Origin of the sequence: Pseudomonas fluorescens, assembly GCF_019212185.1 — a bacterium.
Classification (GTDB): Bacteria; Pseudomonadota; Gammaproteobacteria; order Pseudomonadales; family Pseudomonadaceae; genus Aquipseudomonas.
In genome coordinates, this window is sequence record NZ_CP078138.1 from 305,937 (window position 1) to 329,700 (window position 23,764).

At 54.7% G+C, this 23,764-nt stretch carries 2 protein-coding genes; one reads left to right on the forward strand and one right to left on the reverse strand.

Annotated features, from left to right (window positions below; genetic code table 11):
- Window positions 1-2,807 precede the first annotated feature (2,807 nt).
- Window positions 2,808-2,987: a hypothetical protein gene (locus tag KW062_RS01430; protein WP_218424815.1), complete on the reverse strand. Its 180-nt coding sequence runs from the start codon at window positions 2,985-2,987 to the stop codon at window positions 2,808-2,810.
- Window positions 2,988-18,799: 15,812 nt separating this feature from the next.
- On the opposite strand from KW062_RS01430, the gene KW062_RS01435 reads away from it, so the two are divergent.
- Window positions 18,800-19,012 carry a hypothetical protein gene (locus KW062_RS01435; RefSeq protein ID WP_218424816.1) on the forward strand — a complete coding sequence of 71 codons (213 nt, stop codon included), beginning with the start codon at window positions 18,800-18,802 and terminating at the stop codon, window positions 19,010-19,012.
- Window positions 19,013-23,764 lie beyond the last annotated feature (4,752 nt).

Sequence of the window (23,764 nt, forward strand, 5' to 3'; positions counted from 1 at the left end):
TCGGCACGAGAGTCCGTCTTTCTTTGTTAATAGACGTCGTCGAGCCCATAGACTAGAGGCGCGGTAATGAGATCGCGCTGGATCGCCAGCTTTAAACGGTTGACGGCACTTGCCGCCGTATGCTGACACAAAGCTTTAGATCGGTCATAAAATCAATCCTTCCAACGCCTGTTGAGGTGTCTGCATGGTAAGGAAGGAGCCGTCGGGTTGGCGCTTTCTCTTTTCGAACACTGGACCATGGCCAAATATAGCGAATGCTTCACGGTTTACGGTGTCGGAGTGTCGTTGATCTGCACGACACCTGGTTCTTTGAGCTCAACTGCAGGTCATTCGAAGAACCATGCCTGGCACAGCGAGCGCCCAATCAGTGAATTATGTAAAACGTGTCAGGCACCAGAGGATCCAGCCGGGTGCCGCCGTCTTTGTAGACGTCGTCAATGCGCCCTTGATCGGTGCGCGTATAGATCGCCGAGTATCACATCGGCTTTTGAACGGATGACGTGTGCCTAGTAAAGAAATGCCGTAACTCAGCGTCATCAAACTTGACGGTCAAATCATCCTTTCTAACGCCTGGTTGTTTGAGGTGATTAGAGATGTGTAAATAGGGTGGATTAAGAGGCTTCGAGTAATTTCGAACCACAAGTAGCCATTGCCGCAAGCGATGCCTGATGGTCACGGTTGAGTCGGTGGTGCTCCGTTGATACCGCACCCAAAGGCCCGGTTCTTTTCAGCTACAGATTTTGCAGGCTTACGAGACCTGATCCTTAAACATCCCAGCTTCGGTGATGGTGACGCGCTCAGCGGGCCGCCGATTCTTTGTAGACGTCATCCAGATCACGCCTTGGATATCGGTTTAGCGGTGTAGATCGCGCTGGTACGACCCGGCACTTTGACAGGTGACATGGCTGCCACCGTTGCTCAGCTTGTGACTGGTCAGAATCATCCTTCAACGCCTGGTAGAGGTGATGGGTGAAAGGTCGGATTGGCGTTTTCGCGAATACGCCGCCGTTGACCTTTGATGCTCCACTCATAACAGTTCGTCAACGGTGTCGGTGTGTCGTTGCACATGCACTTTGTACAGACCCACGCCTGGTTCTTTGACTCAGGTACTGCAGGTCTTGAAGACCTTCGCCTGGCACAGAACAGGCATCCCGGTGACGGGTCAGGCTCAGCGGGCCGCCATCTTTGTAGACCGTCATCCGCCTGGATTGGCGCGGTGTAGAATCAGCCAAGTACCGCCGGCCTTTAGACGGTAACTGTCGTACCGCCGTTGCCTCAACTTGACGGTCAAATCACCTTCATAACGCCTGGTTCGAGGGTGATGGTTGAAAGTGATTCGCGTTTGTGTCCGAACACAGGCAAATGCCAGCGATGCTGACCGGTCAACGCGGTGTCGGTGTGTCGTTGATATCTGGTACGAACACCTGCGATTCTTTGTCTCAAATGCACGAGTTCTTACGAAAGACCTGATCCTCACGGTTGCGCTGTCGATGGAGACAGCTCAGCGGCAAGACCGCCGTCCTTGTAAGACGTCGTCCGCCCTGGACTGGCGCGGTGTTAGACCAGCTCGAAGTCTCACACAGGCATATTAACGGAAACCAGTAACCGCCGTTGCCTCAACTTGCGACGGTCAACTCGCGTCCTTCAAACGCTTGGTTGAGGGTGCGACAGAAGGTTGGTTGGCGCGTTTTCGCACACAATCGTCGCCTGTTGCCATTTGGATGCTCACGTGACGGTATCTGTGGTGTCGTTGATCTGCACCACGCCCGGTTCTTTGCCACAAGCTGCAGGTTCTTCGAAGACCTGATCCTTAACAGTCGCTTCAGGTGATGGTACGCTCAGCGGAACCCGCCGTCCTTTGCGCGTAGACGTCGTCTCCCTGGACTGGCGTCGGTAAAGATCAGGCGCTGGTATACACCAGGCTTGACGGCGTACCGTACCAACCATTGCCAGACTTGAAGGTCAAGTCCCGTCGGGCGAGAGCTCTGTTGATGCTGACAGGAAGGTGAGATTGTGGCGTTTTCGAACACAGGACCATCCTGCGCCAGCCGATGCTGACGGTGACGGCTATCTGTGGTGTCCCGTTGATCTGCACGACACCTGGATTTCTTAGCTCAGTTGCCAGATATCTTCCGAAGGCCGTGAATCCTTCACCGGAATGCGCTAGTCGAATCGGCATGACGCGTCAGCGGGCCGCCGTCTTTGTAGACGCGTCGCCTTGGATCGGTGCGGTGTAGATCGCGCTGGTATCACCGGCTTTAAAACGGTGACGGATGGGCCGCCGTTGCTGATTTGACGGTCAAATCATCCTTCAACGCCTGGTTGAGTGTTATGCTGAAGTTGGATTGGCGTTTCGAATACATGACCGTTACCGGCGAATGCTGACGTCACGGTGGGTCGGTGGTGTCATTGATCTGCAACCACGCCCGGTTCTATGCTCAGTTGCAGTCTTCGAAGACCTGGTCCTTTCAACGTTGCGCTGTCGATGGTGACGCTCAGCGGAGCCCGCCGTCTTGTAGACGTCATCATCGCCTTGGATCGGTGCGGTGTAGATCGCGCTGGGAGCACCGGCTTTGACGGTAAACCGTACCGAGCATTGCATCAGCTTGATGGTCAAATCGTTCGGCGAGAGGCTCTGTTTGATGGCTGACAAGTGAACGACGGGTTGGCGTATATTCGAACAACGAGGATCCTGTTACCTGGAGATGCGACGACAATCGGTTCCCGTGGTGTCGTTTGATTCTTTGCACACTGCCTGGTTTCTTTGCTCAGATAGATTGCAAGATCTTCGAAGACTCTGAATCCATTCACGGATAGCCGCTGTCGAAGTGTCGATCGCTCAGCACGGACCCGCCGTCTTTGTGCGTCAAGACGTCGAGTCGCCCTGGATTGGCGCGGTAGTAGATCGCGCTGGATATCACCGGCTTTAACGTACAACGGACAAAAGTGCCGAGCCGTTGCTTGTGTTTGAGAACGGTGAGGTACATCCATTCAAAGCTCCTTGTTCGAATGCGACATTGAAGTTGGGTTAGGCGTTTTTCCGAACACAGAGCCCGTCATGCCAGACGGATGCTGACACGGTGACGGTGTCGGTGTTCGTTGATCTGCAAACCACGCCCGTTTCTTTTGCTCAGTTGCGCAGGTCTTCGAAGACCTGGATCCCCCCACTCACACCAGTGGGGACGTCGTGTGATAGTCAGGGCAACACAAGCGGCCGCCGCGTTCTTTGTAGACGTCGTCGCTTGCGATCGGTGCGGTAAAGATCGCCGCAGGTATCCACCGCTTTGATCGTACCCAGTACCGCCCATTGCTACAGAACTACTGATGGTCAAGTCGTCTGCGAGAGCTCATGTGATGCTGACAGTGAAGGTTGAATATGGCGTTTTTCGCGAATACGTCGCCATTGCCAAGCGATGCTGACCTGTCACGGGTGTCCGGTGGTGTCGTTGATCTGCACCACGCCTTGGTACTTTGCTCAGATTTGTAGGCGATCTTCGAAGACCTTGCCTTGCACAGAATCATCGGTGACAGGTCAGGCTCAGAGCGGGCCGCCCGTCTTTGTAGACGGCTTCGTCGGCCTTGGCGATCGGTGCGGTGTAAGATCGCGAGCGCCGGTATCACCGGCTTTAAACACGGTGCGGAGCCGCGCCGTTGCCTGGAGTCACATGACGGTGAGTCATCCTTCAACGCCCTGGTTAACTTCTGAAAAAAACCCACTCAATGAAACGTCGGGTTTGGCGTTTCGAACACTGGACGCGTTGCCAAACGATGTGACAGTGACGGTGTCGCGGTGGTGTCGTTGATCTGACACTACACCTGTTCATTGCTACCCAGTTGCAGATAATCTTCGAAGGCCTGATAATCCTTCACGGATGCTGCGCTGTCGATGGTAACGCTCAGCGGCCGCCTCTTTGTAGACGTCTCGCCTTGAACTGGGAGGCGGTATAGATCGGCGCTAGTTTCGCCAAGCATTTAAACGGTGACGGTGCCTGCCCGACCTCAACTTGACGGTCAGATCATCCTTCAACACAACGCTGGTTCTGAGGGTGATGGTAAAAGTCGGATTGAGCGTTTCGAACACAGACCATTGACCAGCGATGCTCCACCGTCACGGTGTCGGTGTGCGTCATTTGATCTGGCACCACATATCAACGCCATGGCTCAGAATGCTCAGTTGCAGGTCTTCGAAGACCTGGTCCTTAACATCGCTTCAGTCAGATCGGCATGACGAGCTCAGCGGACCGGCCGTCTTTTGTAGACGTCGTCGCCCTGGACTTTGGCGCGGTATAGATCGCGCTACAGTATCTACCCGGCTTGAACGGTGACGAGTGACCACCGTTGCCTGATGTTTGACAGGTTCAATATCATCCTTTCAACGCCTGGTCTTGAGGTGTGTGATGCCCTGAAAGCTATTGCCATTGGAGGGCGTATCGGCCAACACAGGACCCATTGCAAGGCTCAAGTCGATGCTGAGCTGTCACGGTAGTCGGTGTGTCGATTGATCTGCACCAACGCCTGGCTGACGTTTGCTCAGCTTGCAGGTCTTCGAAGACCTGGTCCTTCACGGTTGCGCAGTCGATGGTGACTGCTCACAAGCGGACCGCCGATCTTTTGTAGGACGAGTCGTCGACCTATGGATCGGTGCGCGTTGTAAGGTACGCCGAAGTATCCCACCGGCTTTGACGGTGACGTGTGCCAACCGTGTTGCATCATCTTGACGGTCAGATCGAGACAATTCAACGCCTGTTTGAGCGGTGACTGGTGAAGTTGGGTTGGCGTTTCAGAATACGGTCGCCGTTAAAAAATCCGGGATCCTGACTGACGGTATACACCAGTGGTCGTGGTGTCATTGAATCTGTACGACACCTGTAGTTCCTTTGACTCCAAACAGCAGGTCTCTCGAAGACCTGATCACTCTCAACGGTTGCGCTGTCGATAGTAACGCACAGCGGGCCGCCGTTCTTTGATAGACGTCCGACGCCTGAAAACTGGTGGCGGTAATAGGATCAGCGCTGGTATCACTCGGCTGTTAAACGGTAACACGAGTCTTGCCGCGCGTTGCTACACATTGACGGTGAGCGTCATCTCCTTCAACGCCTGGTTATGCTAGACAGGTGACAGGTTGGGTTGGCGTTTATTCGCAACACTGTGAACCATTGCCAAAGCGATGCTGTACGTTCACGGTGTCCGGTGGTAGTCCATTGAATCTGCACCGACGCCTGGCTCTAAATAGCTCAGTTGACAGGTCTTCGAAGACCTGGTCTTCAACGTTTGCAGAGCTTTGCTCACCGAAGGTGTCGCTCAGCTGGACCCGCTCTGTCTTTGTAGAGCTGCCTCGGTCGTCGGCCCTGGATCTGGCGCGGTATAGATTTCTGCCGAAGTCTCACCGGCTGTTTGACGGTGACGGTGCCAACCGTTGCTGAATTTGACGGTACAAATCATACCTTCAACCGCCTGGTTAGAAGGGTGATGGTGAAGGTCGGTCTGGCTGATCTCTAACGAACGACAGGACCAATTGACACTCAACAATGCTCACCGACCACGGTGTCCATCGGTGCTCGTTGATACTGCACGACACCTCTGGTTTCTTTGCTCTAGTTTGCATTTCTTCGAAGACCTTGCCTGGACACACGCTCGCGTCGGGTGACGGTCAGGCACACGAGCCGCACTAGCCGTCTTTGTAGACTCATCGCCCTGAGATCGGTGCGGTATAGATCGCCGAAGTCTCCACCGGCTTTAACGGTGACAGGTGCCAACGGCCGTTGCAGAGCTTGACGGTCAAATCATCCTTCCACACCCTTGGTTGAAGAGGGTGATGGTGAAGGTCGGAGATTCTGGCGTTTTCGAGCCCCACACTGGAACACATTGCCATCGAATGCTGACGAGACGGTGTCGGTGGTTCCCGTTGATCTGCACCACGGCCTGAGCTCTTGCTCAGGTTGCAGGTCTTCGAAGACCTAATCCTTAACAGCGCTTCGGTTGATGGTAACGCACAGCGGCCAGCCGTCTATTGTAGACATCGTCGCCTTGGACTGGCTGCGGTATAGAGATCCGCTGCTGGTTTTCGCCACTTTAACGGTGACCGGTAGCCACCGCACTGCGCCTTGAGTTTGACGGTCAATCGTCCTTCAACGCCTGGTTCTGATCTGACGGTTGAAGGTATGACATTCGGCGATTTTCACAAAACACTGGACCATTGCCAGCGAATGCTGACTGTGGACCGGTGTCCACAGTGTCGTTGACATCTGCACTCACAGCCTGGTTCTTTGCTCAGACTTCAGTTGCAGGTCTTTCGAAGAACCTGATACCTTCACGGTTTCGCTGTCACGATACGAATACACGCTCAGCGGACCGCCAATCTTTTGTAGACGTCGTCTCCCCATTGGAACTTGCGCGGATTATAGATCGGCCGAAGATCAATCACTACCTACTTTCTTTGAACGGTGACGGGTGACCGCACCGTTGGGTAGAGCATTTTAGACGGTCAGATCTATCCTTCAAAAACCGCCTGGTTGATGTCTGACATACCGTGAAAGGCGTATGGATACGCGTTTTCAAACACAGGACCATTGCCAGCGGATGCTGAACGGTCCGACGGTGTCGTGGTGGTCGTTGATCTGCACGACACCTGGTTTCTTTGCTCAACTACAGGTCTTGCGAAGACCCTGGTCCTACACATTGCTGTCGGTGATAGTCAGGCTCAGCCGGGCCGCCCGTCCTTTGTAGACCGTCTGTCGCCTTGAAGCTATACTGTGGCGGTATAGATCCGCTGGTATCACCGCTTTAACGGTAACCGTGCCGCCGCGTTGCTATTCAGCTTGACGTGAGGTCAAATTCCTTCTCACACGCCTGGTTGATGCTGACAGTGAAGGTTGGTAGGCGTTTTTTCGAAACACTGGCTGCTGGACCATTGCCAGCTGATGCTGACGGTCACGGTGTCGGTGGTGTCATTGATCAGCAACCACGCCCTTGCAGCGACTTGTGCTCAGATTGCAGGTCTTCGAAGACTCTGGTCCTTCACCGATTGCGCTGTCGCGATGGTGACGCTTCAGCGGACCGCCGTCTTTGTAGACGATGAAGTCGTCCACACTGGAATCGGTGCGGAGTATTAGATCGCCGAAGTACTCACCGGCTTTGACGGTGACGGAGTGCCGAGCCGATGTTGCTGATTATTGACGCGTACAAGAATATCGTCCTTCAACGCCTGAGTTGAAGGTGATGCGAGTGAAATGGTTGGGTGGCGAGTTTTTGGAACTACGTCCGCCGTTACACTGCGATGCTGACGGTCACCACGTGTCGGTGGTTCCATTGATCTGTACGGACACCTGGTTCGTTTGCTCAAACGCAGGTCTTCGAGACCTATCCTTCACGGTTGCCGCTGTCGATAGTAAACACCATCAGCGGGCCGAACCGTCATTTAGTAGAGACGTCGAGTCGCCTTGAACTGGGGCGACGGTAAGAGATTCGCGCTGGATATCACCCGCCTTTAACGGTAACCGTGACCGCCGATGCACAGCTTGAACGGTGAGGTCAACCTTCCTACGCCTTGGTTGAGTGCTGACAGTGAAGGTTGGTATTGGGCGTTTTCGAACATGCAGGTACCATTGCCAGCTATGACTGACGGGATCTGTCACGGTGTCCGAGTGGTTTCATTGATCTTCACCCAACGCCTGGTCTTTGCTCAGCTGAAAAGTTGCAGTCTTTCGTAACCTGGTCCTTTCACAGTGAGCAGTCGGTTGATAGCATCTAGGCTCAGCGGGCCGCCCGTCTTGTAGACGGTCAGTCTCCCCTGGACTGGCGCGGGTATAGATACGCGCGCTAGGTATCACCGGGCTTGACGTGACAAGTCGTGAGCCACCGTTGCTCCAACTTACGGTCAAGTCGTCGGCGAGAGCTCTGTTGATGCTGACAGTGCGAAAGGTGTCTGCGATTGGCGTTTTTCGAATACGTCGCCGTTAGCCATAGCGGCGGATGCTCACCGTACACAGTTCGGTGTGATCGATTGACAATGTCTGCACCACGCCTGAGTTCTTTGATGCTCAGTGAGCAGATCTTCGAAGACCTTCTGCCTGGCACAGAGGCAATCGGTGACGGTCAGGCTCAGCGGGCCGCCGTCTTTGTAGACGACGTCGCCCTTGGATCGGTGCGGTGTTAGATCGCGGCTGGTATCAACGGACCTTTGATACGGTCAGGCAACGGTGCCACGATTCTGAGTTTGCGACGGTCATGTCATCGCAATCAACGCCTGGATTGAATTGCTGACGGTGAACGTCGGGGGTCTGGCCGTATATACGAACACAGCACTCATTCGCCAGCAGATGCTGACGGTCACGGTGTCGGGTGGTGTGCGTTGATACTGTTACGACAACCTGGTTTCTTTTGGCTCAACTCGCAGGTCACATCGAAAACACTGATCCTTCACAAGTGGCGTTGGTGATAGTCAGGAGGCTTCAGGCGGCGCCGCCATTCTTTGTAGACGTCCTCGCCCCGGAACCGCGCGGTGAAAACATCGCCGAAGTATAACCGGCCTTTGACGGTAGACGTGCCACCGTTGCTAGTTTGACGGTAGAGGTGTCATCCTATCACGCCTGGTTGAGGTGGTGAATTGGTAAGGTTCTGGATTCGCGTTTTCGAACCACAGAGGACCGTTGCCTAGCGATGCTGAGCGGTGACGGTTCTGTGGGAGATCTTTGCATCATCGCACCACGGCCTGGGCTTCTTTGACTCAGTTTGCAGTACTTAACGTAAGTACACCTGATCCTTCACGTTGCGCTAGTCGATAGTAACGCTGCAGCGGGCCGCCAACTCTTTTGCGATAGATACGTCCGTCCTTGCCCGGAACTGGCGCGGTATAGATTCAGATCGCACACACGAAGAATCTACCGGCTTTGACGGTGAGACGGTGCCCACCGTGCTCGAGTTTGACTGTCAAGATCATCCTTCAACGACCTGGTTGATGGCTGACGAAGTGAATAGGTTGGATTCGCGTTTATCAACACATGGACCATTGCCAGCGATGCGACGGTCTCTGGTGTCGAGTGAGGTGTCGTTGATCTGCACGACACCTGGTTCTTTGCTCTAAAGTAATACAACACACAGTGTCTGACGAAAAGACCTGGTCCTTCACAGTATGCGTCGGTTGATAGTCAGGCCTTCAGGAACGGGCCGCCCGTCCTTTTTGTAGACGTCGTACGCACATGAACTGGGCGGTATAGATACGCGCTGGTATCAACCGAGCTTTAGCGTAACCGTACCGCCGTTGCCAACTTTGTAACACGGTCAGATATATCGTCCTTCAACGCTGGTTGAGGGTGATGGTGAAGTTGGGTGGCGTTTTCAGCAACAACAAAGGACCATTGCCAGCGATGCATGACAGACTGATACACACGGGTGTCGGTGTGTGTCGTTTGATATAGCTGCCCACGACACTGGTTCTTTCAGCTCAAACTGCAGGTCGCATCGAAGCAACCTGGTCCTTGCTACGGTTGCGCTGTCGATGGTGGAACGCTCAGACGGGCCGCGCCGTCTTTCGTAGACAGATCGTCGTCTACCCTGGATTGGGCGCGGTGATAGATCGCCACTCAAGGAAAAAGAAAGTCTCGCCGTGCTTTCAACGGTAACCGTACCGCCGTATTGCTCAATCTTGAACGGTCAGATCGTCCTTCAACGCCTGGTTGAGGGTGATGGTGAAGTGGGGTTGGTGGCCGTTTTTCCGAACACAGTACCATTGCCAACGCAGAGAGTGCTGACGGTCACGGGTCGTGGAGTCGTTGCATCTGCACCAACACGCTGGATCTTTGCTCAGTATGCAGGTCTTCGACAAGAACACCTGGTCCTGTCACGGAAAGGCGATTGACCGCTGCGTCGAAAGTGACGCTATCACAGCGGACCGCAGCATTTGTAGACGTCGTCAGCCTTACGAACTGAGGGGCGGTATAGATCGCCGAAGTAATCACCAGCTTTAACAGTAAACCGGTGCCACCGGGTTTGCTGAGTTATTCTTTAGATCGGGGAACGTGAGTCAGAAATCATCCTCAACGCCTGTTGAATGCTGACGGTGAAGTACGGGTTGGCGTTATCGAATTGACGGGTACGTCCGTGCCAGCGATGTGACTGAACGGTCACGGTGGTCGGTGGTGTCGTTTGGATCTGCACACCACGCCCTGCTCTTTGACTACAACTGACTGGTCCTTCGAAGACCTGATACCTTAACAGTCGCTTCGGTGATTGTGTAACAGCGCTCTCGTGCCGCCGTCTTTGTAGACCGTCGAGTCCTCCACGGACTGGAGACGCGGTATAGATCGCGCTGAGTATCACCGCTTTGTACGTAACCGTACCACCATATGCTGATTTGACGGTCAATCGTCCTTGCCAACAAAACGCTTGGTCTGAGGGTGATGGTGAAGGTTGGGGTTGGCCGTTTTACGAACACAGGGCCCGTTGCCAGCGATGCATGACAAAGAGACGGTGTCCACGGTGTCGTTGATCTGCTACCACACCTGGTTCTTTGCTCAACTGCCAGGTCTTCGGAAGACCTGATCACTTCTACACGTTGCGGCTGTACGATGGTGACGCTCACAGCGGGCCGCCGTCTTTTGTAGACGTCGTTCGCCCTTGGATCGGCGCGAGTGTAGATCGCCGAAGTCTCACTCCACCGCGGCTTGAAACCGGTAACCGTGAGCCCACCACAGTTGCTGAGGTTTGACGTCAGCTCGCTCCTTCAACGCCTTGGTTGAGGGTGATGGTACGAAAGGTCGTATTGGCTGTTTTCGAACACAGGGCCGTTCCAGCGTTGCTGACAGTGACGGGTGTCCACGGAGTGTCAGTCATGCTATCTGCACCACAACCTGGTTCATTGCTCAACGCAGGTCTTCGAAGACCTGATCCTTTCATTCACGGTTGCGGCTGTCGATGTGACGCTCAGCGGGCCCGCCGTCTTTGTATACGTCGTCGCCTTGGATCGGCGACGGTGTAGAATCGCCGAAGTCCTCAAACCGGCTTTACGGTAACCGTTCCACCGTTGCTGAGTTTCTGACGGTCCATCGTCCTATTCATTCACGCTTCGGTTGAGGGTGATGAGTGAAAGTGTCACGAGGATTGGGGCGTTTTTTTTCGACACACTATGGGCCGTTGCCAGCGATTGCTGACAGTGCGACGGTGTCCACGGTGTCGTTTGATCTGCACCACAACATGGAATTCTTTGCTCAACTTGCAGGATCACTTCGAAAGACACTGATCCTTCAACAGGTTGCGCTGTCGATGGTTGAGACGCTCAGCGGGGGACAGCACCTCAGGCCGCGCGCCCGCTCGTACTTTGTAGACTCCGTCGCCTTAGAGGATCGGCGCGGTTGTAGATCGCCGAGAAGTCTACATCACCCAGGCTTTAACGGTAACCTGTGCCAACCGTTGCAGGAGATTTTGACGTCCAAATCATCCTTCAAACGTCCCACATCTTGGTTGATGGTGATGAGGTGAAGGTCCGCGATATGGTCGAGTTTTCCAAAACACTGGACCATTGACACAGCGATGCATGACGGTCACGGTGTCCGGTGGTGTCATCTTGCATCTGACACCACGCCCCTGTTTTCTTTGCTCAGTATGCAGGACTTCCGAAGACCTGACCTTCACAGTCTGGCGGTCGGTGATAGTCAGGCTCAGCGGCCCCGTCTTTCGAGAAATACGTGGTCCGGTAATTCCCCTGGACGGCACGCGGTACTAGACTACGCGCTGGTATCACCGGCTTTGAGACGGTGACGGTGCACACTCGTTGCCTGGAGCTTTGTACGGTAACAATATCCATCCTTCAAAGAACGCCTGGTTGATGCTGACAGTGACAAGGTTGGGTTGCGGGCGTTTTCGAATACTACGTCGCCCGTAACAGCGGCGATGAGCTGACGGTCACAGTGTTCTTTCGGCCTGTCATTGATCTGCACCACACCCTTGTGCATTCTTGCTCAGCTGCACGAAGTCTTACTAAGACCTGGGTCCTTCACAGTGGCGTCGAGTGATACGCATCAGGCTCAGCGGTCCGCCGTCCTTATTAGAACGTCGTCTACCCAGGACTCGGCGCGGTATAGACGGCGCTGAGTATCACCGGCTTTGACTGTGTGCACGGTGCCCACCGTTGACTGATGTTTTGTACGGTCAAATCATCCTTCAACTGCCTGGTTGATATGCTAGACAAATGAAAGATTTGCGGTTGGCGTTTTTCGAAATACGTCGCCGTTAATTCCGGCGATGCTGAACGGTCACAGTGTCGGTTGGTCGGATCCATTGAATCTGCACCACAAACCTGGTCTTTGCTTTCAGCTGCAGGTCTTCGCGAAGACTTTGCTTGGCAACAGAAGCATTCGGTGATGGTGACGCTCAGACGGGGCCGCCGTCTTTGATAGACGTCATCGACCTTGGACTTGGTCGCCGGTTATAGAGCGCGCTTGGTATCACCGCACCGAGCTCTACTGACGGTGAACGGTGTGCCACACCGTTGCTGAGTTTGAACGGTCAAATCATCCTTTCAATCGCCTGGTTGAAGTGATGGCGAGAAATGTCGAGGTATGGCGTTTCAGAACACACAGGACCATTGCCCGGCAATGCTCAATCTCGTCACGAAGTGTCCACGGTGGTCTGTTGATCTGCACGAACAACGCGGTCTTGTCTTTGCTCATTGCAGGTCTTCGAAGACCTTGCCCTGGCACAGAACTCATCGGTGACACGGTCCAGGCTCGCGGGCCAGCCGTCTTTGTAGACGTCGATCGCCCTGGATATGGTAGCGGTGTAAATCCGACCGTATTCTCGCCCGGCTTTAAAAACGGTGACGGTGCCAACCGTTGCTGAGTTTGACGATGAGCAGTCATCCTTCAACGCCTGGGTTGAAGCAGACATTGAAGGATTGGGTTGGCGTTTTCGAATACGTCGCCGTTTACCAGGCGATGCTGACGGTCACAACAGTGTCCTGTGGTGTCCATTAGCAACCTGTACCGCACACACACTGGTTCTGTTCTGCTCAACTGCAGGTCTTCGAATACCTTGCCTGGCACAGAATCAACGTGACGCGGTCAGGCACAGCGAGAGCCGCCGTCTTCTGTTAGAAACCATCATCGCCCTGAGATTGCGACATTCGCGTAGATAACGCCGCAAGATCTCGCCGGACTTTATACGGCAACACGTACCCAGAGCGCCCGTTGCTCGAGCTAGACTGTCAGAGTCGACCTTACAAACTCTTGAGATTGAGGGTGATGGTAGAAGGTTTTGGTTGGCGTTTTCAAACACAGGACCGTTGCCAGCGATGCTGACGGTGAACGCGGTGCTCGGTGGTGTCGTTTGATCAGCACCACGCCTGAGTTACTTTGCTCAGCTGCAGGTCTTCGAAGACCTGATCCTTCACGTTGCGCTGTCGAATGGTGACGCTGCAGCGCGACGGGCCTCCGTCTATGTAGACGTTCGTCGCCCTGGATTTGGCGCGGTGTAAATCAGCGACTGGTATCACCATGGCTTTGACGGTGAGACGGAGTGTCCGCAGTTGCTGAGTTTGACGGTCAATCACCTCCTTCAACGCCTGGTACAGGATGCTGACTGGATGAACGTCGGGTTGGCGTTTTCAACTCACAGGACCGTTTACCAAAACGCACGCGATTGCTGACGTCCGGATGTCACGTGGTGTCGTTGAATCTGGCGTACGACCCTGGTTCCTTTGCCACTGCACAGTCTTCGAAGACCTGATACCTTCAACGTTGCGCTGGTCGATGGTGACGCTCATCGGACCACGCCGAAGTCTTATGTAGACGTCGTCGCCTGCGACTGAGGGCGCGGTATAGATCGGCGCTGAGTATCACCGGCTAAAACGGGACGGTGCCGCCGTTGCTCAAAACTTGACGGTCAGATCGTCGGCGAGAGCTCCTGTTGATGCTGACAAGTGAAGGCGTATTGACGTTTTCCAAAAACACACAGACCATTGCCAGCGATGCTGACTGTCAAGGGTGTTCGGTGGTGTCGTTGACATCTACACGACACCTGGTTCTCTTGCTCAGTTGCAGTCTTATTCCGAGAACCTCATGGTGCCTTCACGTTGCCGCATGTCGATTGTGAACGCTCAGCGGACCGCCGTCTTTGTAGACGTCGTCCGCCCTGGATCAGGTGTTCGGGTCCATAGAACGCGACGCTGGTATCACCCGGCTTTGATCGGTGACGGTAGCCAGCGCCGTTTGAGCTGAGATTGACGGTCAGATCATCCTTCAACGCCTGTTGATAGCATGAACAAGTGAAGGTTGGGTTGGCCGTTTTTCCGAATACGTCGCCGTTACCGAGCGGCGATGCTGACGGTCACAGTGTCGGTGGTGTCATTCTGATCTGTACACACCTGTTCTTTGCTCAACTGCAGGTCTTCGAAGACTTTGCCTGGAACAAGAAAGCAATCGGTGCAATGGGTTAACGCTCAGCGGGCCGACCGATCTTTGTATAGGTCGTCGAGCCCTGGATCGGTTCGCCGGTATAGATCGCGCTGGTATCACCGAGGCATTTGAGCGGTGACGGTGGCCGCGCCGTTGCTCAACTTGACGGCTCAGATCGATCCCCCCCCCCCCACCCTTCAACGCTTGGTTGAAGGGGGAATGGTGAAGGTCGGCGTTGGCGTTTTCGAACACTGGACCATTGCCAGCCGATGTCGACGGTGACAGGTTGAGCGGTGCGGTGTCGTTGATTCTGCACCACGCCTGGCTCTTTTGCTCAGTTGCAGGTCTTCGAAGACCTGATGCACTTAACAGCATCGCATTCGGTGATGGTAACGCTTCCAAGCGGGCCAGCCGCGTCTTTTATAGACGTCATACGCCAGTGGATCGGTGCGGTTGTAGATCGCCGAAGTCCTCCTCACCGGCTGTGACGGTGAGAACTCGCTTGTGCCACCAGTACGCCTGAGTTTGACGGTGGAGGACCATTCCTTCACAAAAACGCCTGATTGAGGTGATGGGTGAAGGTTGGAGGTTATGGCGTTTTTTCGAATAACGTCGCCGTTGCCACGGCAAATGCTCACCGTATACGGGCGTTTCCACTGGTGTACGTGATCGGCACGACACCTGGTTCTTTGTTGCGCTACAGATTTTGCAGATCTTCGAAGGCCTATCCTTCACGGTTGCGCTGTTCGATGGTAACGCTCAGCGGGGCCGCGTCTTTGTAGACGGTGTCGTCGCCTTGAACATGGGGCGGTATGAGAGATCGAACAAGCATGCGAAAGTATCACCGACTTTCGACGGTAAACACGTACCGGCCATATTGGCCTCTCATCTTTATGATGGTCTAAGTCGATTCGGCGAGAAAGCACTGTTCGATGCTAGAACAGTGAATGTTGAATGGCGTTTATCAGAAACACGTTCCCCCCGCCATTGCTCCAGCAGATGCTGAACTGTCACGCAGTGTCGCGGTGGTGTCACGTTGACTGCACCACGCCTTGGTCTTATGCTCCAATTTAGGTCTTCCGAAGACCTTGCCTGGCACAGAAGCATCGAGTGACGGTCGAGGCTCAGCGGGCACGCCGTCTTTGTAGACCGTCCGTCGTGCCTTGGATCGGTGCGGTGTAGATCGCGCGGTCATCAAACCTAGCTTTCACACAAACGGTATGACGGTGCCGCCGCGTTGCTTGAGTTTACGTGTGGAGGTCATCCTTCAAACGCCTGGTTGAAATGCTTGACAAGTGAACGTACGAGATTGGCCCGTTTATCTCGAACACTGGACCGTGTTCGACCAACGATGCTGGCTGACGGTCACGGTGTCCGGTGGTGTCGTTGATCAGCTCCACGCCATGGTTCTTTGCTCAACTGCAGGTCTTTGATAGACCTGGTCCTTCCCACGTAGCGCTTCGATGGTAACGCTCAGGCGGAACCGCCCAGTCTTTGTAGACGTCCGTCGCCCTGGATTTGGCGCGGTGTTAGATCGCGCTGTATCATCACCAGCTTAGACGGTAAACCGAGTAGCCACCGTTGTGCTCACACTTGACGGTCAGATCGTCCTTCAACGCTGGTTGAGGCAGTTACTGATGAAGTTCGGCATTGGCCGTTTTCAAACACTGAAACCATTGCCAAGTTGCGATGCTGACCGGTGACGTGTCGGTGGTGTCATTGATACTGTACGACACCAGGGTTCTTTGCTCAGCAATTGCGGTCTTCTGAAGACCTTGCCTAGGTCACGCATACGCGTCGGTGACGTTCAGCTCCAGTCGAGACCGCCGTCTTTCGTCAAGACGTCGTCGCCCTTGGATCGGTGCGTTTGATAGATCCGCCGAAGTATCACCGCTTTTGACGTAACAACGTGCCCACCGTTGCTGAGGAGTTTGCGGGACGGTGAGGTTCATCCTATCAAACGCCTGGTTGTAATGCGACCTAGTGAAAGGTTGGGGTTGCGTGCCGTTTTTCGAATACGCCGTCGCCGTTACCGGCGATGCTGCACAGTCACAGTGTTCGTGGTGTCCAATGATCTGCACCACAGCCCGGTTCTTTGCTCATTTGCAGTTCTTCGAAGAACCTTGCCTGGCACAGAGGCAACAGGTGACGGTCAGAGCTCAGCGGACCGCTCGTCGATTAGACGTCACGCCGCTGGATTGCGCGTGGTAGATTCGCAGCGAAGTAATCACCGGCATTAGAGGTGACGGTGCCAGCCGTTGCTCACTTGGAGCGGTGAGATCATCATCCTTCAAACGCCTGGTTTGAATGGCTGACGGTGAACGTCGGGTTGGCGTTTTTCGAACACTGCACCGATTGCCAGCGATAGCTGATCGGTGACGGTATCGTGTTGTGTCGATGAATCTTCACAACGCCCTGTTCTTGGTGCTCAGATTGCAGGACTTCGAAGACCGACGTCCTTCACGGTTGTCGCTGTCGATGGTGACGCTCATCGGGCCGCCCAGTATTTGTAGACGGTCGTCGACCACTTGGATTGGCGCCGGTGTAATCGCGCGCTGGTATCCAACCGCTTTGACGGTAACCGATGCCACACCCGTTGCACAACTTGACGGTCATAATCGTCCTTCAAACGCCTGGTTGAGGGTGATTGCACAGAACAGGTCGGATTGGCGTTTTCCAAACACTGACCAATGCCAGCGAATGCGACGGTGACGAGTAGTCGTGGTGTCATTGATACTGTACGACACCTGGTTCTTTGCTTCAGCATTGCAGGTCTATCGCGAAGACCTTGCCTGCACGAGGGCTCGCGTCGGTGTACAGGATCAGGCTCAGCGGACACGCCGTCCTTTGTAGACGGTCGTCGCCCTGGATCGGTGCGGTATAGAACGACCGAATCTCACCGGCTATTGACGGTGACGGTGCCGCCGTTTTGCTGAGCTATTGACGGTCAGATCAATTCTTCAACGCCTTGTTGAGAGTGATGGTAAGGACGGATGGCGTTTCGACAACTGCAACCGTCTCTTGCCCAACAGCGAGATGCTGACGGTCACGGTGTCGGTGGTGTCGTTATGATCTGCACCACGAGAGAACCTGTGTTCTTGCTCAAAACTGCAGTCTTTTTTCGAAGACCTTGGTCCTTCAACGGTTGCCGCTGTCCGATGTGTTACGCTCAGCGGACCACGACCGATCTTTGTAGACGTCGTCGCCCTGGAATGGCGAGCGGTGTAGATCGGCGCTGGTATCACCCGGCTTGACGGTAAACCGTGCCACGCGTTGCTCAACTGACGGTCAGATCGACCTTTTCAACGCCTGGTTTGAGGTGAAGGTGAAGGTCGGATTGGCGTTTTCAAAACAGCTGGAACCATTGCCAGCGTGATGCTGACGGATGACGGTGTGTCGGTGGTGTCAATAACTTGATCTGTATCGACACCTGGTTCTTTGCTCTAGATGGCAAGTCTTCCGAAGACATTGCCGGCACGCTCGCGATCCGCGGTGACGGTCAGGCTCAGCGGAACCGCCAGTCCTTTGTAGACGGTCGTCGAGCCTTGGATCGGTGCGTCTGTCAAAGAATCGCCGAAGATACACCGGCTTCTTGAACGGTAACCGTCGCGCAAACCGATGCAGAGTTTTTGACGGTGAGGTCATCCTTCAACGTCACTGTTCTCTGGATGCTTACAGTGAAGGTTGGGTTGGCTATTTCGATTACGTCGCCTTACCGCGCGATGCTGACGTGGTCACAGTGTCGTGGGTTGTCATTGATCCTTGCACCACGCCCGGTTTCCTCTTGTGTCTCAGTTCGCAGGTCTTCGAAGACCTTGCCTGAGCACAGAGGCATCGGTGACGGTCCAGGCTCAGCAGCGGACCGCCGTCTTGTAGACGTCCATCGCCCTGATTACGCGACGTTTAGACGATCAGAGTATCACCGGCTTTGACGGTGAGCACGGTTGCCCCAGCCGTGGCTCAATCTTGACGGTGCACAGAAATCATCCTTCAACGCCTGGTTGATGCTGAACGGTGAACGTCGGGTTGGCGGTATCGAACACTGGACCGTTGCTAGCGATGCTGACGGTGACGGTATCGTGTGTCAGTTGTCTGCACCACAGCCTGGTTCTTTGCATCATAGACAGGTTCTTCTATCGAAGACCTGATCCTTCAACGGGTTGCGCTGTCGATGGTGAACGCTCCAAGCGGGCCGCCGCGTCTATTAGTAGACAGGTACGTCTCCCTGGAACTGCGCGGTAATATATCGCGCTGGTATCACCGGCTTTAACGGTGACACGTGCCGCCTAGTTGCTGAGTTTGACGGTCAATCACTCTTCAACGCTGGTTGATGCTGAGACAGTGAAGGTTTAGGTTGGCGTATTCGACACACAAGGGCCGTTGCCATCGATGCTGACGGTCACGGTGTCGCGGTGTGTGCGTTGATCTGCAAACCACGCCTGGTATCTATTGCTCAGATTGCAGGTTTCGAAGACCTGATCCTCACGGTTGCGCTGTCGAGTGGTGACGCTCAGCGGGCCGCCGTCTTTGTAACGATCGTCTCCCTGGACTGGAGCGCGGTATACATCGCGCTGGTATCACCACCGGCTTTTAACGTGACGGTGGCCGCCGTTGCTGGAGTTTGACGGTCAGATCCATATCCTTCAACGCCTGGTTGACTGCTGACAGAGAAGTCGGATTGGCGTTTTCAAACACTGGACCATTGCCCACAGCGATGCTGACGGTCCACGGTGTCGGTGGTGTCAATGTCTGCACCAACGCCTGTTCTTAGCTCAGCTTGCAGGTCTTCCGAAGGCCTGATCCTTCACGGTTGCGCTGTCGATGGTGACGCTCGAGCGGGCCCGCCGATCTTTGTAGAACGTCATCGCCCCTGGATTGGCGCGGTGTAAAACGCCGAAGTAATCACCGGCTTATGACGGTGACGGGCCGCCCGTTAGCTCAACTTGACGGTCAAACATCCAATCAAACGCCTGGTTAAGGTGATGGAGGAAAGACTGGTTTGCGTTTTCAAACACAGGACCACATTGCCAAAGCGATGCTGAACGGTGGACGGTGTCGGTGGTGTCGTTGAATCTGCACTACAACACCTGGTTCTTTGCTCAAACAGCAGGTCTTCGAAGACCTGTCCTTTCCACGTTCAGCCTGTCGATGTGACGCCTCAGCTGACCACGACCGTCCTTTGATAGACTCGTCGCCCTGGACTGTGCGCGGTCATCAAGATCCGCGCATGGTAATCACTCGGCTTTAAACTGTACGACGGTGCCAGCAGGGGGGGGGCCGTTAGCTGAGTTTGACTGTCAAATCATCCTTACAAACGCCTGGTTGAGTGGATAGGTAAAAGTCGCGGTTAGGCGTTTTCGACAACAGGACGTTGCCACGATGCTCGACGGTCGACGGTATCGAGGTGGTGTCCGTTGAACTGCACCACGATCCTATGTTCTTATTGCTCAGCACTTGCAGACTTCGAACGAACCTGCCTGGCACCTCAAGCGTCGGTGACCGGTCAGGCTCAGCGGACCGCCGGTCCTTTGTAGACGTCATGCAGCCTTGGCGAATCTGGTGCGGTGTAATCCAGCGCTGGTATCACCGGCTTTGACGGTGACGGGGTGCACACAACGAGTTGATGACAGTCTGACGGTCAGCCTCATCCTTCAACGCCTGGTTGCGAGGGTGATGGTAAGGTCGGATTGGCGTTTTCGAACAACTGGAACGCGTTGCCGAGCGAAGCTAGAACGGTCACGGTGATCGGTGGTGCTCATTGATCTGCACCACGCCCGGCCACTCTTTGCTCAGCTTGCAGGTCTTCGAAGACCTATCCTTAAACAGTCGCTTCGCGGTGATAGGTTACGCCTAGCGGGCCGCCGTCTTGTATACGTACCGTCACACTTGAACTGGGGCGGTATAGATCGCCGAAGATAATCAACCGGCTTTTAACAGTAACCGTGCCACCGTTGCTGAGCTTGACGGTCAAGTCGTCGGCGAAGCTCTGGCGTGATCGCGCTGAACATGTGAAGGTTCTGGAGTGGCGTTTTCGAATACTCGTCGCCGTTTAAAAAAAAAACCGGCGATAGCTGACGGTCAACAGTGGTCGTGGTGTCATTGACTTTACGACATCCTGGTTTTTTGCGCTCAACTGCAGGTCTTCGAAACCTTGCTGGCACAGAAGCATCGGTGACGAGTCAGGCTCAGCGGGGGCGCCATCTTTGCGAGACGTCGTCGGACCGCTGAACTGGGCGCGGTGTAGATCTCATCGCCGAAGTCTCACCGGCTTTAACAGTAACCGTGCCACCGTTGCTCAACTTGACGGTCAGATCAGATCCCTACAACGCCTGGTTGATTGCTGATGGTGAAGGTTGGATTGCTGCGTTTTTTCGAACACAGGACCATTGCCAGCGATGCGCTCCACGGTCCACGGTGTCACCACAGTGCGTTCGTTGACCACTGCACCACGCCTGGTTCGCTTGTGCGCTCCTATATTGCAGATCCTTCGAAGACCCTGGTCCTTCACGTTTGCGCTGTCGATGTACGCACAGCGGACCGCCGTCTTTGTAGACGGTACGTACGCCCTGGATCTGGCGCGGTGTAAGATCCGCTGCGAATCACCCTGCTTTGACGGTAACCAGTGAGCCGCCGATTGCGCAACTTGACGGTCAAGTCGTCGTGCGAGAGCTCTGTTATGCTGACACTATGAAGGTTTGGATTGAGGAGCGTTTTCGAATACGTCGCCATTGCCTGGCAATGCTGACAGTGACGGTGTTCCGTGGTGTCGGTTGATCTCACCACGCCTAGCTCTTCATGCTACATTGTGCAGGTTTCTTCCGAAGACACTGGTCCTTCACAGTGGCGTCGGTGATAGTCAGGCACATTCACAGGCGGGCCGCCGTCTATGTTAGACTGTGTACGTCCAGCTCTAGGACATCGGTGCGGTGTAAACACTCGCCGTAGTCTCGCCGGGCTTTAAACGGTGACGGTGCCGAGCCGTTGCTGACTAATGACGAGCAAATCATCCATCGAGAAACGGCCTTTTTTTGGTGATGTGAATGTCGGAATAGGGCGTTTTCGAATAACGATCAGGTCCGTGATTACCGGCAATGCTAGACGCTCACTACGTCGAGCGAGTCGCTGATTAGTTGGTAACCGCTAGGCGATGGGTGCTTAAGGGCACCTAGATTTCAATAGCTGCCGTGCCGGTGGTGCCAGAGATATGCGCGTGCTAATAGGTGCTAAGCGCCCAGTTGACCGTACACACAATGGCCGGTGTATCAACGACTCACAAGTGTGGCCATTCTTTAAAAAAAACAACCGGCCTACGATTAACAATAGACCCGAAGCCATTGCTCAAGGTTCACGGTCAACGGCGTGCCAGCCAGGTTGGTCAGAGTCGCGGTGTAGGTGATACGACGAGCCGCCTTCGGTAATAGCAAACACCCGTAGAGCGGCATCAAGAGTACAGAACCGGTAGCATCCTCGCGAGTCGCTGAATAGATATGAAACAAACAGGAGCAGTGCTTGGTCACCAGATTTCAACAAGTTCCGGCCGAGTAGATGCCGGAACTAGGAGTGATGCTAGACGTGGAGCCAATTGATCGTACACATGCATTGGCAGGGTGTCGACAACGACAGTGCCGATTAGATTTTACCGGCCGCAATCACAATAGACACCGCGACCATTGCTCAATGTCATACAGGTCATCGTGCGGACTGCCACTACACGAGATTAGTCAGCGTGGCGGCTGTAGGTGGATCGAGCCGCCTTCGGTAATTGCACCCCCAGTAGCGGTCAATGTCAGAAGCCGGTGAGCGTCCAGCGAGTCACTGTATGGTGGTAGACAAGGCTGGGGTAGAGCTACGTCACCAGGTTTTCAAAGTTACCGCGGATTGGTGCCCGGCGTAAATCGGTCGTGCATGACAAGTGGAGGCCATTGACGCTTACCACCATCTTGGTCTGTGTATCGACGACCACGTGCCGGTTGTTTTTCCCCTTCAATCACAATGACCGGAGCCATTGCTTCAAGTTCACGGTCATCGCGGTCCGTGCAGGGATTAGTCAGCGTGAGCGGGGGGGTGAGTAAGTGATCTGGCCCGACACTTCGGTGATAGCAACTCCGTAGCGTCAAGGAGTCTAGAGCGCCCGGTGTGCGTCCAGCGAGCGTCACTGAAATCCGTAACTGCTGGTGTGGTGCCTCGGCACCCAAGGTTCTCGAAATTACACGCCGTGGTGCTAGGTAATCGTCGTGCTGACAGAGGAGCCATTGACGTACACATCATTGGCTGGTGTCTCGACAACACAGTGCCGGTAGTTTTACCGGCCTCAATCACAATGAACCGAGCCATGCTCCAGGTCACGTCATCGCCCGTGCCACAGCCGGATTGGTCAAGGTCGCGGTGTAGGTGATCGAGCTGCCTTCGGTAAGGCAACCAGGTAGCGGTCAAGGACAGACCGGTACATCCCAGCGAGTCACTGAAAAGGTGGTGACAGCACGTGTGGTGCCGGTACCAAAATGTTTTCGAAGTTGCCGCCGGTAGTCGGCCAGTGATGGTGGCGTGCTGACAGTGCTGCATCTGACACGTAAACATCGTTGGCCGGGGTATCGACGGACGACGGTGCCAGGGAAGTCCTTGCCCCGTTCAATCACAATAGACCGAGCCATTGCTCAAAGGCGTCCACGGTCCATCGCTGTCTGCCACGGCAGGCGATTAGTCACGTGGCGGTGTAGTGATCTGGACCAGCCTCGTGATAGTAACACGTAGCGGTCAAGGTCAGCCGGTGGCGTCACATCGAGTCACTGATAGACGTAACGTAAACGGCTGGTATGTAAGTAGGCTCGGCAACCAGTTCTCCGAAATCTACCCGCCGGTGGTGCTGGTAATCGCAACGTGCTGACTAGTGGACGCCATTAGACGTACACATCACTTGCTGGGGTAACAACGACCACAGGTGTCCGCCGGAACGCTTGCCCACGCTTCAAAATGACGATTAGCGAAACCGAGCCATTGCTCAAGGTCACGGATCATCGACGTGCCGGGCTGATTCGGTCAGGGGTCGCGGTGTAGTTAAGATGAACTCAGAAGCACGCCCTTCGGTAATCATCACACCGTACGGTCAAGGTCAGGCCCGGTGGCGTCCAGTCCAAGTCATCTGATGCGGGGAAGACGGACTGGGGTGATGCTCAGGCACCCAGTTCTTCACAAAGTTTATCTACGCCGGTGGGGTAGCCTGAGGTAAGTGGTGGTACGACGGTCGGAGCCAGTAAATGACATGATAGACATCGTTGAGCTGGGGTGTCGTAACAGAGCACGGTGCCTGGAGATCTTGCGCACCGCTTCAATCACAATGCACCGAGCCATGTTGCTCAAGGTCACGGTCCAATCAGCGA